The organism is Staphylococcus sp. T93 (assembly GCF_016743875.1).
Taxonomy (GTDB): domain Bacteria; phylum Bacillota; class Bacilli; order Staphylococcales; family Staphylococcaceae; genus Staphylococcus; species Staphylococcus aureus.
In genome coordinates this window covers 2,253,130-2,270,244 of the sequence record NZ_CP068247.1, presented here as the reverse complement: position 1 = coordinate 2,270,244, position 17,115 = coordinate 2,253,130, and the positions used below count along the sequence as shown (strand labels likewise).

At 32.4% G+C, this 17,115-nt stretch carries 13 protein-coding genes; 3 read left to right on the top strand and 10 right to left on the bottom strand.

The features are described from left to right. Positions 1-80: 80 nt before the first annotated feature. Positions 81-1,478 (bottom strand): aminotransferase-like domain-containing protein, encoded by a 1,398-nt coding sequence (locus JG553_RS11195; RefSeq protein WP_001151814.1) that lies wholly within the window; start codon positions 1,476-1,478, stop codon positions 81-83. Between the two features lie 112 nt (positions 1,479-1,590). On the opposite strand from JG553_RS11195, the gene JG553_RS11190 reads away from it, so the two are divergent. From JG553_RS11190 to JG553_RS11180, 3 genes are all read left to right on the top strand, one after another. Continuing rightward, on the top strand, positions 1,591-2,463 hold the full coding sequence (locus JG553_RS11190; protein WP_001038103.1) for a DMT family transporter: 873 nt from the start codon (positions 1,591-1,593) through the stop codon (positions 2,461-2,463). Between the two features lie 173 nt (positions 2,464-2,636). Then, on the top strand, positions 2,637-4,412 hold the full coding sequence (locus JG553_RS11185; RefSeq protein ID WP_000291842.1) for an oleate hydratase: 1,776 nt from the start codon (positions 2,637-2,639) through the stop codon (positions 4,410-4,412). A 325-nt stretch (positions 4,413-4,737) separates the two neighbouring features. Then, complete coding sequence (locus JG553_RS11180; protein WP_001791835.1) at positions 4,738-6,399, top strand: Na/Pi cotransporter family protein; 1,662 nt, start codon at positions 4,738-4,740, stop codon at positions 6,397-6,399. Positions 6,400-6,891: 492 nt separating this feature from the next. Here JG553_RS11180 and norC read toward each other — a convergent pair whose 3' ends face one another. The 9 genes from norC to JG553_RS11135 form a co-directional block, all read right to left on the bottom strand. Further along, a complete protein-coding gene (gene norC, locus JG553_RS11175) occupies positions 6,892-8,280 on the bottom strand; it encodes a multidrug efflux MFS transporter NorC (RefSeq protein ID WP_001006444.1) in 1,389 nt (462 codons plus the stop codon). A 1-nt stretch (position 8,281) separates the two neighbouring features. Further along, positions 8,282-9,460: a M20 family metallopeptidase gene (locus JG553_RS11170; RefSeq protein ID WP_001075826.1), complete on the bottom strand. Its 1,179-nt coding sequence runs from the start codon at positions 9,458-9,460 to the stop codon at positions 8,282-8,284. 150 nt (positions 9,461-9,610) lie between these two features. Then, the gene (gene aryK / locus JG553_RS11165; RefSeq protein WP_001188495.1) at positions 9,611-11,848 is read right to left on the bottom strand and encodes a transcriptional regulator AryK; all 2,238 of its coding nucleotides are present in this window, start codon (positions 11,846-11,848) and stop codon (positions 9,611-9,613) included. Positions 11,849-11,941: 93 nt separating this feature from the next. Further along, on the bottom strand, positions 11,942-12,712 hold the full coding sequence (locus tag JG553_RS11160; RefSeq protein WP_031857449.1) for a tandem-type lipoprotein: 771 nt from the start codon (positions 12,710-12,712) through the stop codon (positions 11,942-11,944). Positions 12,713-12,775: 63 nt separating this feature from the next. After that, positions 12,776-13,546, bottom strand: coding sequence for a tandem-type lipoprotein (locus tag JG553_RS11155; protein WP_000977781.1), 771 nt, complete (start codon positions 13,544-13,546; stop codon positions 12,776-12,778). Positions 13,547-13,609: 63 nt separating this feature from the next. Then, the gene (locus JG553_RS11150) at positions 13,610-14,380 is read right to left on the bottom strand and encodes a tandem-type lipoprotein (RefSeq protein WP_000597212.1); all 771 of its coding nucleotides are present in this window, start codon (positions 14,378-14,380) and stop codon (positions 13,610-13,612) included. 51 nt (positions 14,381-14,431) lie between these two features. After that, positions 14,432-15,202: a tandem-type lipoprotein gene (locus JG553_RS11145; RefSeq protein WP_000977774.1), complete on the bottom strand. Its 771-nt coding sequence runs from the start codon at positions 15,200-15,202 to the stop codon at positions 14,432-14,434. Positions 15,203-15,422: 220 nt separating this feature from the next. Then, on the bottom strand, positions 15,423-16,409 hold the full coding sequence (locus tag JG553_RS11140) for a phosphatidylinositol-specific phospholipase C (protein WP_000710576.1): 987 nt from the start codon (positions 16,407-16,409) through the stop codon (positions 15,423-15,425). Positions 16,410-16,613: 204 nt separating this feature from the next. Then, positions 16,614-17,096 carry a hypothetical protein gene (locus JG553_RS11135; protein WP_000410568.1) on the bottom strand — a complete coding sequence of 161 codons (483 nt, stop codon included), beginning with the start codon at positions 17,094-17,096 and terminating at the stop codon, positions 16,614-16,616. Positions 17,097-17,115 lie beyond the last annotated feature (19 nt).

Below are 17,115 nucleotides of genomic sequence, written 5' to 3'. Positions count from 1 at the left end.
GGAGTATCCGCTTGTTAAATGTGCATAGCTTATATTTAGCTGTTTAACATGCCACATAATGATTCGAATTATTGTTTTAATTAAACCTTTTTCACATATGTATAAATTTTATAGAGCGCATGCTTAATATTTTCATTTGATTCAAAGGCAAAAGATAGCCTTATACTCTTTTCTTTACTGCCATAAATGTAACCCGGATTGATTAATATTTTTTCTTTACTTAACAATTCGTAAAATAAATATTTAATATCTATATCTATTTTAAAGACTAACCATACAAAATAACCTCCACTTGGAACCTCCCAATGTGCTATATCCTTAAATAAATTATTGAGGATGTTTAACATAAAGTCTCGTTTATCTTTTAAAACATACCTTAACTTTACTAAGTGTTTATCATAAGACTTATTTTTCAACATCTCATATACAACCATTTGTGACAAAATACTGGATCCATAGTCAATTTGCATTCTTACATCTGCCAATTGCTCTATTATTTTTTCAGAAGCAACAATCCAACCTATTCTTATTGCTGGTGCAATCGTTTTTGAAAAACTGCTTATATGTATAACTTTTCCCAATTTATCATAAGTTTTGATAGAAGGAGTTGGATCGCTAAAGAAAATATCTCTAAAGATATCATCTTCAATGATAGGAATATTATGTCTTTCGCTATAAGTAATTATATTTTTCTTTTGCTCATTCGTTAAAGAACGACCTGTCGGGTTATTAAACCTAGGTTCTATATAAATCGCTTTATTTTTAAAATTAATAAATCTATCAATGATGGTATCAATTTCATTAATTTGATTATAAGGAACATCAATATGTCTAAAATTCAATTGCTCAAAAACATTTGTAGAGTGAATATATGATGGTGTATTCGAAATTATTATGGCATCTTGACCTAAAAACCCAATAGATAAAAGTTGAATGGCATGTAAAGCGCCTGAAGTGATCATTACATTTTCTCTACCTACATTTATACCTTGCTTTGACATTCGTTCAACGATAATATCTCTTAACTTGATATAACCATAGCCATTATTATAACCAAAAGATAAGTCTTCAATATGACTGGCTGTATTAGACATGGCTTTTTTCAATTGAATATGTGGCATTAACGATATACCCAATTCACCTTTACTTATATGTATATACGAATCATCTGTCTCAATTTTATTAATTAATTGCACCGTATACTGACTTCTTTGTTGAGAGGACCATAACATCATTTCAGACCACTTATTTGTAATATGTGCTTCATTCAAATAGTCATTAACATATGTTCCACTACCTACTTTAGTATAGATAAATCCTTCAGCTTCTAATAACTCAATACTTTTAATAATCGTTACTCTATTTACGTTGTACTGTATCGCCAACTGCCTATGTGAAGGTATTTTCATTCCATAAAACCAATCCCCTGTGATTATTTTATCTCTTATGTCACTAGCAATATCTTTATATTTAGCCATCTTCTCCCTCCCTTTTAAAATTGGATAGGTAAATCCATTCAAAATTGGTTGTACTCATTTTAAATCATATTTTTTAATATAGAAACACATAATTAAAGGAGTGATGATATTAATGAATAAACTTCGAGACACTACTTTTCTATCATATTTATTTACTATCATATTGTGGGGATCTGCATTTCCAATGATAAAGATTGCGTTAAATGATTTTAGTGCAGAATCATTGTCGGCATTTCGTTTAATTTTAGCAACAATAATTCTCTTGCCGTTCGTAATTATAAAGAAATTGCCTACCCCTGAACTAAGAGATATCCCTGTTATTTTTATTTTAGGATTTTGTGGATTTGTGATATATCACACAGCTTTAAATTTTGGTGAAACTTTGATTAGTGCAGGTATATCTGGAATTCTAGTCTCTACAACGCCTATTTTTTCTAGTGCTTTAGCTTATATATTTTTAAAAGAGCATTTTTCAAAATGGAATTGGTTAAGTTCACTCGTCGCATTTATAGGAATATCCATTATTTCAATAAGTAAAGATGATTACACAACTATTAATGTATTAGGTGTTTTTATTATTTTACTTGCATCTTTTAGTGAAAGTTTGTATTTTACTTTCCAGAAAAAATACATAGAAAAATACGGCTTCATCGCTTTCACACTATATACAATAATGGCAAGCTCACCATTTATGCTTATTTTTATTCCTGAAATCATCAACGATATACACGGCGCCACTTTTACATCAATAGTATCGGTACTTTATTTAGCTATATTCCCTACTATAATTCCATACGTTTTGCTTGCTTATATTGTGAAGTCAGTTGGTGTCTCTGATGCAACAATGTCTCTTTATTTAACACCTATCGTTTCTTTATTATTATCTTATCTGTTATTAGACGAGCTACCAACAACCCTTGCTATTATAGGCGGAATTATCACTCTACTAGGCGTTAGTTTAAGTAACTTCTTTCAAAATACATAATTATTCCAAGTCCCGCACCTCAGAATCCAAAAACATTCGAGTGATAAAATTTTAAAAATCAAAAATATAAAAATGATCTAATTTCGTCAAATTTACCAATATAAATACTAATATTTGCAATTCACAAAGGGGTATAGTCTGAGTGTATTCTAATACGAAAGGACTTGGTGGATATGTATTACAGTTATGGAAATTATGAAGCATTTGCGCGCCCTAAAAAACCTGAAAATGTAGAAAACAAATCCGCTTACTTAATCGGATCTGGTCTAGCTTCACTTGCTGCAGCTTGTTTTTTAATAAGGGATGGTCAAATGGAAGGTTCGAAGATTCATATTTTAGAAGAGTTACCTAAAGCAGGTGGTAGTCTTGATGGTGAAAATATGCCTTTAAAAGGCTATGTTGTCCGCGGTGGTCGTGAAATGGAGAACCACTTTGAATGTTTGTGGGACTTATTCAGATCTATCCCTTCATTAGAAATCGATAACGCGTCTGTATTAGATGAGTTCTATTGGCTAAACAAAGAAGACCCTAACTATTCTCGCTGTCGTGTTATTGAGAAACAGGGTCAACGTTTAGTCACAGACGGAGACTTCACTTTGACTAAAACGGCGATTAAAGAAATTTTAGATTTATGCTTAACGAATGAAGAAGATTTAGATGATGTCAAAATAACAGATGTATTTTCCGATGACTTCTTTAATTCAAACTTTTGGATTTACTGGAAAACGATGTTTGCATTTGAACCGTGGCATTCTGCAATGGAAATGCGTCGCTATCTAATGCGATTCGTTCATCATATTAGTGGTCTCGCAGACTTTTCAGCTTTAAAATTCACTAAATATAATCAATATGAATCTTTAGTATTACCTATGGTTGAATATTTAAAATCGCATGGGGTTCAATTTGAATACGATGTAAAAGTCGAAGATATTAAAATAGATGTTACGACAAGTCAAAAAATTGCCCGAGAAATATTAATTGACCGTAATGGTAATGCAGAATCTATTAAACTGACTATAAACGATCTTGTCTTTGTGACAAACGGTAGTATTACAGAAAGCTCTACTTATGGTGATAATGATACACCAGCGCCACCAACTGACGAATTAGGTGGTAGTTGGACACTATGGAAAAATTTAGCGCGACAAAGTCCTGAATTTGGTAATCCTGATAAGTTTTGCCAAAATATTCCTAAAAAAAGTTGGTTTGTTTCAGCAACTTCTACAACAAACAATAAAGAGATTATCGATACAATAGAAAGTATTTGTAAACGTGACCCACTTGCAGGCAAAACAGTTACAGGCGGTATTATTACAATCAATGATTCTGCATGGCAAATGAGTTTTACAATCAATCGTCAGCAACAGTTTAAAGACCAACCTGAAAATGAAATATCTACATGGATTTATGCCTTATATTCAGATGTAAACGGCGATTATATTAAAAAGCCAATTACAGAATGTAGTGGTAATGAAATATGCCAAGAATGGCTGTATCACTTAGGTGTATCAACTGACAAAATTGAAGACTTAGCAAAACATGCATCTAATACGATTCCTGTTTATATGCCATATATCACATCTTATTTCATGACGCGTGCTATCGGCGACAGACCTTTAGTCGTCCCGCATCAATCTCAGAACTTAGCATTTATTGGTAACTTTGCAGAAACAGAGCGAGACACTGTATTTACAACAGAATATTCGGTTCGTACTGCCATGGAAGCTGTTTATCAATTACTAAATATAGATCGTGGTATTCCAGAAGTCATCAATAGTCCATTTGATCTTCGCGTCTTAATGGATGCCATATACGAACTGAATGACCACCAAGATTTGCGTGAGATTACTAAAGATTCGAAAATGCAAAAACTCGCATTAGCAGGATTCCTTAAAAAGATAAAAGGTACGTACATTGAGTCATTATTAAAAGAACACAAATTGTTATAACGAAAACCATTAATAGATTTTTATTTGGTGATTTCAAATCATGAGACTGGGACAGAAATGATGTTTTCATAAAAATTATTTCGTTGTTCCACTCTCATGATTTTTTTGATGAAACATAATTACATGATTGATTGCATCATTTTGTTAAACAAGTGATTGCAAACCTGCCATTTCACACTGAAAATTTACATAATAAGTGACGATATTTTACAAGTCATATACAAATAACATATATTGTTAAATAATTTTACCTAATCTTAACATTAAATTTACAATTATAAGCGATAATCTAAATATAAAGCTTATTTGAGGTGAAATAATGGAAATGTCGGTTACAGAAGTCATTTTCTCCTTTTTAGGTGGTTTAGGTATTTTCCTTTACGGCTTAAAAATCATGGGAGACGGGCTTCAAGCATCAGCAGGAGACAGGCTACGAGATATTTTAAACAAATTTACATCAAATCCAGTATTAGGTGTTATTGCAGGTATCGTTGTAACTATTTTAATACAAAGTAGTTCAGGTACGACAGTTATCACAATCGGACTGGTAACAGCTGGATTTATGACATTGAAACAAGCCATTGGAGTGATAATGGGTGCTAATATCGGAACAACGGTAACTGCATTTATTATCGGTATAGATTTAGGCGAATATGCAATGCCAATTTTAGCATTAGGTGCATTCTTAATCTTTTTCTTTAAACGCTCTAAAATCAATAACATTGGCCGCATACTATTCGGTTTCGGTTCACTATTCTTCGGTCTAGAATTTATGGGTGATGCCGTTAAACCTTTAGCATCATTAGATGGATTTAAGCAATTAATGCTTGATATGTCTACAAATCCAATACTCGCTGTCATTGTCGGCGCAGGGTTAACAGCACTAGTTCAAAGTTCAAGTGCGACGATTGGTATTTTACAAGAATTTTATCAACAAGATTTAATTAGCTTAAACGCAGCAATCCCTGTGTTACTAGGCGATAACATTGGTACCACGATTACAGCTATCTTAGCTAGTTTAGCCGGCTCAATCGCTGCAAAACGTGCGGCGCTTGTACACGTCATCTTTAACTTAATCGGGGTAATTATCTTCACAATTTTCTTGCCAGTTGTGATTCATTTGATTAGTTTGTTACAAGATTTATGGCACTTAAAACCAGCGATGACGATTGCAGTATCACATGGTATCTTCAACATAACAAATACTTTGATTCAATTACCATTTGTAGCAGGTTTAGCATGGATTGTTACAAAGCTTGTCCCAGGTAAAGATATTGCTGATGACTATAAACCTCAGCACTTAAACAAAGATCTTGTTTATCACGCACCTGGTGTTGCATTACAAGAAACTCAAAAAGAATTACAAAATGTGGGTCAGATTGTCTTATCAATGTTTGAAGACATTCGCGAAATTACAAAAGACGATAAAAAATTGATCAAAAAGCTTGAACAAAAGCATCAAGCTGTTGAAACAATCAATGATAGCATTCGAAATTATTTAGTTAGAATTTCTACAAAAGCCATTACGAAGGCAGACGTTGAGCGTTTAGCAGTTATGTTTGATGTCAATCGCTCTATTTTAAAAGTAGCAGAGCTAACAGAAGAGTATGTCGCTCAATTAAAACGCCAACATGATGAAGATATTCGCATTACAGAAGATGCACAACGCGGTATGGATAAATTATTCAACCATGTTGCTGAGTCATTTGATAAAGCCATCGACATGTTAGATGTTTATGACAAAACGAAAAAAGATGAAATTGTAGAACGTAGTAGAGAATCATTTAATATTGAACATAAACTACGCAAAGGTCATATTAAACGCCTTAATCGTGGTGAATGTACAACAAAAGGCGGATTACTATATATCGATATGATTGGTGTTCTTGAACGTATCGGTTATCATTCACGAAATGTTTCTGAAGCACTTGTTGGCCTTAACGATGATGTACCTACAGATGAAGAAATTGCAACAACTGAAATTTAATTTTTACTGTCTTATTTATATTCATATTTTTTTAAAATTAGAGATTCAGATGCATGTAAAAAGCCAATCCAACATTCATGGGTTGGCTTTTTTGTTTAGCAAAATTTATTATCTTAAATCGGCTATAAACACTGATATAATAATGCTTCATTAGTATGCGGTAAGCATGACGGACACTGTTCTCGGAGTCTGACCCCGAAACGTTTAATATACACTTTTACACGTCGCCTTCATTGAAGCGAATTGCCATAACCTTCACATTATATATAGTTCTTTCCATATAAATGTCCAAATTTTTAGAACAACGCAATAAATAACCATCCACCTAACTTATCAAAAATTTAAGTGGATGGTTTTTCATTTTCATTTATATTTATATTAGTGTTAATCCAATCATAGATTTATCTATATGCACTGCTCTATACATTTCCTCATTTAATTTGCTTTACTTTCATTTATATCATTATCAAAACACTTGGCGTGTCATCGTTATTATTTCGCATCTTTGACACGTTTATCATCATTAGGAATCGCGAATAAAATTGCGATAAATGCCATGATTCCCATTAATACGTTAACCCAAAGTGCAATCATCGCACCTGTATGAATGCTCGTTGCAGCAACTGCACCAGCATATACAGCACCACTAATTGCGACACCGAATGCGCCACCAAGTGATGAAGCCATTTTATAAATACCTGAAGCAACGCCAACTTTATCTAACGGTGCATTCGAAATAGCTGTATCTGTAGAAGGTGTTGCATAAATACCTAAGCCTAGTCCGAAACATAAATATCCTACGACACAACTGATAACATAAAATATGCCTGGTAAGAATACTAATGAAATAAGTGCAATACCAATGACCACAATGAATGTACCTAATAACATTGGTCGCTTAGAACCCATTTTTTGTAATAATTTTTCACCAACTCGAATCATCAATAACACCATGATTAAATAAGTAATTGATAAGTATCCTGCCTGCAATGCTGTATAACCTAAACCTTGTTGCACGAATGTATTCGCTACAATTAATGTACCTGCAAAACCGTTTAATAAGAAGTTCGAAATCGTTGCACCTGTATATGGTTTATTTTCAAATAATTTAAAATCAATAAGTGGATTATCTACTTTTTTCTCAACATTTAAGAAAATAAAGAATGCTACAATTACGATTGCAATCAAACCAAAGAACCATAATGATGTGTAACCAAGTGCTGCACCTTTAGTAATGACAACGTTTAAACTTAGCAACATAACTACTAGAACAATTAGCCCTGCAACGTCAAATTTATGTGTATTGGTAATTTCTGATTTCGTTTCAGGCGTCCCTTTGATGAGTAACATTGAAAGTACGGCAACGATAATTGAGAAGATGAAAATCCATCTCCAACCCATAGTTGTCGCAACTGCACCACCGAAGAGTGAACAGATACCACTGCCACCCCAAGAACCGATAGACCAATAACTTAAGGCACGCTGACGTTCAGCACCCTGATAATAAGTTTTCATAATGGCCAATGTAGAAGGCATAATACACGCTGCTGATACACCTTGTATAACACGACCTAAAATTAATAATGCCGGTAAATTCGTAATAATAATTAATGCTGAACCAATAATACTTAATAATAAACCGATATTCGTCATTTTCACGCGCCCAATTTTATCTGCCAGACCACCTGCTCCAACAACAAACATGCCTGAAAATAGTGCAGTTAGACTGACCGCAATACTAATTGTCCCCATGTCTGTACCAAAACTTTGTTGTAAATTCGGTACAACATTTACAAGTGATTGTGCAAACAACCAAAATGTAATAACACCTAATACAATACCTAAGATTAACTTGTTGCCCCCGCGATACGTTTCATTCATGTTAGTTATCTCCTTTAAGGTAATCTAAAACAACTGTCCCTACTGCTTCTGCAGAAATAAGTAATGATTTTTCTGAAATGTTAAATTTAGGATGATGATGTGGGTAAATTTCACCATTTTCCACCGCTGCACCTGTATAAATAAAGGCACTTGGGCGTTCTTTAGCATAATATGCAAAGTCTTCTGAAGGTGGTTGTGGTTCACACATTTCAACACCAAAATCAAGGTTTGCTTCTTTCAACGTCTTAGCCACGTACTCAGTAAACTCTGGATCATTATATAATGCTGGATAATCATCGTTATATTCTAAGGTGCAAGTTACACCATACATATCCTCTAATCCTTTTGATAAACGTTTAATTTCTTTTTCAATTGTTGCTTTTGTAGCATCTGTTAATCCACGTACATCACCTTCAATTTCAACAACATCTTTAATGACATTGAATTGACCTTTACCGTCAAATGAACCGATTGTGACAACACCGGTTTCAAATGGACTTAGTCGTCTAGATACAACTGTTTGTAACGCTGTGACGAAGTAGCTACCTGCAACAATGGCATCATTGGCCATATGTGGTGATGAACCATGACCACCTTTACCTTGAACTTTCAATTTGAAGAATGCGCGTCCTGTTTGAACATAACCAGGTCTGTAATACACTTTACCTGTTTTCATTGTGCTCATGACGTGTACACCTAATACATGATCAACACCGTCTAATACACCATTTTCAATCATTGTTTTAGCACCACCTGGTGGTACTTCTTCAGCTGGTTGATGTATCACAACGACTTTTCCTGTAAAACTATCTTTCATTTCAGCAAGCGTCTCTGCTAATACAAGCATGTATGCTGTATGTGCATCGTGACCACATGCGTGCATAACACCTTTATTTTGTGATGCAAAAGATAATCCTGTATCTTCAGTAATGGGTAATGCGTCAAAGTCTGCACGGATTGCTAATGTTTTACCAGGTTTCCCTGAATCAATCGTTACTTTAATTCCACGTGGTCCGACATTCGTTTCTACTTCCACATCTTTACCTTTGTAAAATTCAGCGATGTATTTCGCCGTTTCATCTTCATGAAAAGATAATTCTGGATGCTGATGTAAATAACGTCTGATCTCAATCATTTTGCCTTCTTTAGATTTTAAAGTTTCAATTAATTGTTGATTCATATCCTTCATCTCCTTAGTTACATCATAAATGATTAATCATTATTTATATTGCCAACAACAGAGATGTTAACCATTAATTTTTTGCAATTTTAGCTTTGAATATAAAAAATCACAAATTATGTATATCAAAATTTGTGATTTGTGATCATTTTATGAACTTGGGTAACGTTTTACTTCAATTAAGTGAATCCCATTCGTAATCATTTTAATGTTTAATGCCAGTGTGTCCGTGATATCTATATCATATACTTCTAATTTCGGAAAACTCATTCGATTAACGTAATCTATAGAGTCCTTGTCCATGCCATGTATCGTATGATGTTTGCGCCAAAGATTAAATAACGCACCATTTTCTTTATCTAAGGTAAAATGTTTAATCTTATACATACCTTCTTCCAGGGCATTAATGTTCAAATGAATCATTTCCGTCGCACGCATATTCATTTGATTGTCCAACGCTAAGTACGGATTAAAATGCTTTGCATCATATAACAATATTTGAAAATTTGAATCAGTCCCCGTGACAATACATGTATCATCAGAATACAAAATATTGCTTGTTAATTTATTAAATAGCAATGCCGTGAAATAGACCGGACGTTTTCCATTATATTGATGAAATAGTTCAATAGAATTCATATAATCCCGTTCATTTTTACAATGACTGACGTGCAAATCATAATTCAACCAATACCCGATACCCTCTACTTTAGAACTTAATTTTAATAATTGCTCAATGATGATACCACCTCTAAAATATTCGCCGTTTGTAATAAATGTATCACCCGTCAATGTATTCCAATTGAGTAAAATGAGTGGACGCTTTAGGCGATGACGATGCATTAAGTCGATAAGGTAATTCGTTTTATTAATAATCATTTGACTCGCGGTTTTAAATTCATCATCATTCATTTTATTAAAATCAACAGCGTCATTTGAATTGGCATCAAATACAAAATGGTCGATGTGTGGCTCAAGTCGTTTCAATAATGGTAGATGTCTTTCCGTAGCTTGATCTAAGTGAATGTACAAGCCACCATTAGGGAATAATGCTTTAAAATAATCAATCATTTCAATCAAAGACGTGTGCAATGTCGTCACATACAAGTTGAACTTCAAATCTTTTCTATGACTGACATGCAGGGCAACGTGATGGATAAAAATTTTAAATGCATCGATATAATCACGTGAGTCATACTGATCCAAATGCATGGTCAAACTAAAGTTATGATCTAATAAAAAGTCTAAACACAAATCAATATCATAAAATATATTCGAAATTTCTGCATCATACGTGAATGGCGCATTGAGCTTTTTCATGATATATGGAATCACATCATATGCTAATACTTCATTGACTTGAAAATCATGATGACATGTAAGCAACTGTGATTGATACTGTGTATTGAGCAAATTCCTCAAATAGCCCACTTGAATAATATGATTAAATTGATTTAGTTGGTGATTGGTTGGTTGAAAGGCAATCTCTTTATAGTTCATCTTTTCAATATCTTCAATAAAATGATTCATTTCTTCAATGTAGTCATTTAAAAGTAATATCAATTCACGGTCGTGATAATCATGTTGTGCCGATTGCTGGTTTTCAGTGATTGCTGGACGATCACCTCGATATTGTTTAGGTGTTTGATGCGTAAAGTGTTTAAATGTTCTCGCAAAGCTCGCTGCACTTGAAAAGCCATTTTGCAATGCAATATCAGTAATGGTTTCATCTGTGTATGTCAAATCGAGTTTCGCATGCTCAATTCGCGTCGTATTTAAGAAATGATGGAATCCTACACCTAGCGATTCTGTAAACTTTTTAGACAGATGGCTCTCTGACCACCCAACGTATTCGCTTAATTCTGAAAGGCTTAAATCTTCATGAAAATGTAACTCGATATAGTCGCATACTTGATTCACTTTATCATCATTTAAGATACTTTGGTTCGAATGATATGTACGCGGGACATAATGAATCATATGCATAAGCAACTGAATCACAAGTTGTTGCTCAGTCAATTTAGACAACTCATTATGTCGGATATGTGTTGAAACCAGTCTTGCCATTATATTTCTCAGTTGATGTATATTCTTTGTTGTGGTCGCATCTGTTAAGTGAAAATATAGACAATGCACATCATCAAACTTGTCTGCTAAATATTTCATTTGGAATTGGATATAACATATGATGCCATCTTGTTGAAGTTGAAATCGATACAAGTCGCGGTGGTTAATGATGAAAATGTCGCCACTGTTGCATTGCGTCATATTATTTTCATCATAAATGTGTGCCTCACCTTTAATAACAAAACCAATCATTAAACTATTGAGCCTTTTGAAATCTGACATACTCTCAGTTTCTACTCGAATTAAATAATCACGTTGCATACTATCCCTCAATTCAGTAATATGAATACGTTTATTTTACATTATTTTACAGCAACATATTTGAATTTCATATTGAATCGTGTGTGTGGATGATTATTTATCCTCACTCGGTTCAAGATGTAGACTATCAGTAAAAAAAGTATTTTCACCTTTTTTCTCCACAAAAGTAAATTCAATGTCTTTATATCCAACTGATGAACCTTTTAAGTCTCCCGAACCTTTCAACAATAACTTTGGTGCTTTATTCGTTGGTATTTTATATCTTTTTCGTAATTGTTTTACATTATAGTCATCATTAGTTAATTGATATTTTGCTGAATAACTCGGTACCTCTGGATTATATGATATATCGCCGTCTTTGTACTTCGACAAATCTTTAAAGCTGCCATATTGCGCGAAGAACTTAAAATTCTCGATTTCTTTTTTTATATTTTCGTCTTTGATACCTTTAGTTGGAATGATTTTATTGTCTACCATTTTAACGGGATATTCTTTATCTTTACTCTTAGGTCTACCATCTTCATCATGAAGTGTTTCACTCACTATATACTTCCCGGTTGTAGTCTTAGTGTTTCTATTCATATATAGAACCATACCTTTTGATTTCATACGTTCCCCTTTAGGTTGAACAACCATTTCAGAACCAATAATCCATGTACCTTTATCATTTTTATCAAATTCGTCATCACGATAACCTTCTTTATCGTATAAATCCTCTAGATTTTTAATCGGATACATACTCAATGTTTTTTCAAAGCTTTTCTTAACTTCCGCTTCTTTACCTATGCCACAACCAGCAGTGAAACTAATGACTAATATCAAAAAACTAATATACAATACCAATTTGTTTAATCGTTTCATAATTTCACAATCCTATTCTTCTTATTATCTTTCCTGGATTGATTTCATATTTTGATCGAGTCATGATTATTTATCCTCACTTGGTTTAAAAATTAACCCATCACTAAAGTAAATGTTCTCTTCTTTTTTCTCTACAAACGTAAATTCAATGTCTTTATATCCAACTGATGAACCTTTTAAATTCCCTGTACCCTTCAACAACAACTTCGGTGCTTTATTTGTTGGTATGTCATATCTTTTACGTAATTGCTTTACATTGTAATCATCATTAGTTAATTGATATTTAGCCGAATAACTCGGCACCTCTGGATTATATGAAATATCTCCGTCTTTATACTTCGACAAATCTTTAAAGTTTCCATATTGAACAAAGAACTTAAAGTTTTCGATTTCTTTTTTTATGTTTTTATCTTTAATTTCTTTTGTTGGAATGATTTTATTATCGACCATTTTAACTGGGTACCTTTTTTCATTCTCTTGGGGTCTTCCGTCTTTATCATTCTTTATTGCATTTACATAATAATATCCTTTTGTTGTTTTGGTATTTCTATTCATATACAAGACCATACCTTTAACTTTCAGAGCTTCCCCCTTATTTTGAGTTGCCATTTCAGAACCAATAATCCATGTACCTTTATCATTTTTATCAAATTCGTCATCACGATAACCTTCTTTATCGTATAAATCCTCTAGATTTTTAATCGGATACATACTCAATGTCTTCTCAAAACTTTTCTTTATTTTCGCTTCTTTACCTATGCCACAACCAGCAGTGATACTAATGACTAAAAACAGAAAAATAATGCCTAACACTAATTTGTTTAATCGTTTCATCATCTTACAACTCTCTCCTTTTATTAGGTTGTCCTAGATTGATTTCATATTCTGGTTAAAAGATGATTATTTATCCTCGCTCGGTTCAAGATGTAGACTATCAGTAAAGTAAATATTTTCATTTTTATTCTCTAAAAAAGTAAATTCAATTTTTTTATATCCAACTGATGAACCTTTTAAATTCCCTGTACCTTTCAACAACAGCTTCGGCGCTTTATTTGTTGGTATGTCATATCTTTTACGTAATTGTTTTACATTATAATCATCATTAGTTAATTGATATTGAGCTGAATAACTCGGCACCTCTGGATTATATGATATATCTCCATCTTTATAATTCATTAAATCTTTAAAATTGCTATATTGCGCAAAAAACTTAAAGTTTTCGATTTCTTTTTTTATGTTTTCTTCTTTAACTTCCTCAGTAGAAATGAATTTATTATTAATCATTTTAACTGGATATTTTTTTTGATTATCCTGAGCTACTTCGTATTTCTCCGTCTTTATTTCATTAGTATAGTAAAATCCTTTTGCACTTCTTGTATTTCTATCTATCTTCAAAAGCATGCCTTTTATTTTTAGAGCTTCTCCTTTATTTTGAATTGCCATTTGAGAATTTACAATCCATGTTCCCTTATCATTTTTATCAAATTGATCATCACGATATCCTTCTTTATCGTATAAATCCTCTAGATTTTTAATCGGATACATACTCAATGTTTTTTCAAAACTTTTCTTTATTTCCGCTTCTTTACCCATGCCACAACCAGCAGTGATACTAATGACTAAAAACAGAAGACTAATACCAAGCACTAATTTATTTACACGTTTTATCATTTCATCACTCTCTTTTTCCGGGATTGATTTCATATTCTGATTGAGCCATGATTATACATCTCCGCTTTTTTTATAATCTAAGCTATCACTAAAGTATATATTTTCTTCTTTTTTCTCTACAAACGTAAATTCAATATCTTTATATCCAACTGATGAGCCTTTTAAATTCCCTGAACCTTTTAACAATAACTTTGGAGCTTTACTCGTCGGTATATCATATCTTTTGCGTAATTGTTTTACATTATAATCATCATTAGTTAATTGATATTTAGCCGAATAACTCGGCACCTCTGGATTATATGAAATATCTCCGTCTTTATAATTTTTCAAATTTTTAAAGTCGCCATATTGAACAAAGAACTTAAAGTTTTCGATTTCTTTTTTTATTTTTTCATCTTTAATTTCTTTTGTTGGAATGATTTTATTATCGACCATTTTAACCGGATATCTTTTTTCATTGTCGTGCGGTTTTCCTTCATCCTCGTCCTTAGTCACATCGACATAGTAGTAACCATTTGTTGTTTTGGTATTTCTATTCATATATAGAACCATGCCTTTAGCTACCATATCTTCATTATTAGGTTGAATAACCATTTCAGAATTTATAATCCATGTACCTTTATCATTTTTATCAAACTGATCATCACGATAGCCTTCCTTATCGTATAAATCCTCTAGATTTTTAATAGGGTACATACTCAATGTTTTTTCAAAGCTTTTCTTAACTTCCGCTTCTTTACCTATGCCACAACCAGCAGTGATACTAATGACTAAAAACAGAAAAATAATGCCTAACACTAATTTGTTTAATCGTTTCATCATCTTACAACTCTCTTCTTTTTAAAATGATTTGTTTTTGTTAATTACATATATTTATCAATTTATAACACTTTTTCACTTTAATATTATCAAAAATTTCACAAACAATCTGTTCAATTTATAATATTGTTGAATTATTACTTATTTTCAAAATAAAAACGAGTAGTGAAAATAATTAGAATCTAACTATTTTCATACTCGTCTTAATATCATTATTGAATCCTTATTTATTACTATCTATAATTTCACTTACGATATCATCATATCCAGGCCACGTATATCCTGCATAGTCAACAATCAGCCAACCCGTTCTAGCTTTCCCATTTGCTTTAATCGTTTTTGCAATTTCAGGATTTATATGTGATGCATAGTTATAAGTACTATTAAATGCGCTGCCTCCAGACGCTACACTCAAGAAATTCACATATACATTGTCTTTGTTACTATCCGTTTTAGCTTTAGCCAATAAATTTTTAACAGCTTCAACTTTTTTATCATAGTAATCTTTATACTCATCTTGTACTTTTAAATTTAAGCTACCATTATTAATTTTCGTTTCAAATGTCGCATTGTCTGCCCATTGAATACCTGACGTGTCAGCACCATAACCACTTTTTATGTACGTACCCCCCATTCTATTGAATAGGACAATTTTACCTTTCGTTTCTTTTAAAGTAGGATTCGCATTACTTCCTGTGTAAAAAAGATTCTGATATTGCGGGTTATTATAATAATATTCTCTAAAAATTTCTTCAAATGTCTTCGTAACTTTAGAATCGCTATCGTAGTCCTTTTTCATAGACATCACAATTGTTTCGTTTGGATAAGCACTCAAGTAATATTTAGCATCATCGAGAAATTTTCCTAATTCATGATGCAAATAAACCATGCCGTGATGAACTGAAATCATATTATCAGCACTTGCTCTACCTCTAATATCAAAAAACCTGACTCCCGACTTCATTTGGGTAAGGTAATCTTTATCTTGAGTCTTTGCCCAAACTGATTTTACTGGATCCTTTAAAGTGAATGAGCCACTATCATGTGAACCCGGTATATTAATCTCAGTTAAATGTTTTCCATCATCAAGTTTACTCATCCAATTTTCTGGACTTTTACTCAACGAATCTGACGCATGTGCTGAATGATACCAACCACTCATCACTACTAAAATGATACTTAAAAACAAAGTCTTAATACACTTTTTCATAATATCAACTTCTTTCTATATTTAATACATTAATTATACATCTTTTTTAAATAAAAATATGTGTAAAATTTTAAAACTTATTTAATTGATGTTTTAATAATGTATTATAGAAATTATTGACATATGATTAAAAACCCTTAGGATAGTTCTTTACATATATAAGTTAAAAAAGGAGCTAGCTTTATAATCGCCAGCTCCTTATCGTTATCTTTTATCTTCCATTGTGTAACATACGAGGCCAAATATAATACCACCTATGCTCCAAACGATTAAATCACTTCTAGTATTTCCTAAGTCAGTGAAACCGTATATATCAGCTACAGTACCTGCTGTCAGCGCCAATGATGTAAATAAAATTGCTACTAAAATTGATTTTAGTTTAACGAAATCCTTACTATTTTTCTTATTTTCTTTATCTTTGCCACGCTTAACATCGTACGCTTTCAAGAAACGCAGTCCAATTAGTGCTTCAATTAAAATCAAAACGATGATGATTTGAGTGGTGATTGATAGTTTAGGCTCCAAAATGTGAATGAATATGTTAGAAATTACTAACGCAAGCAAAACGAGCATTGAATATGCATATAAAATGATAAATTTTGCCCCTTTTAATTCTTCAGTTGTTTCATTCTTGTCTGTTTGAGATCCACTTATTGCATTTAATATCCAGTTGTTAAATTTCTCCATTATTCAATTTTGCTCCTTT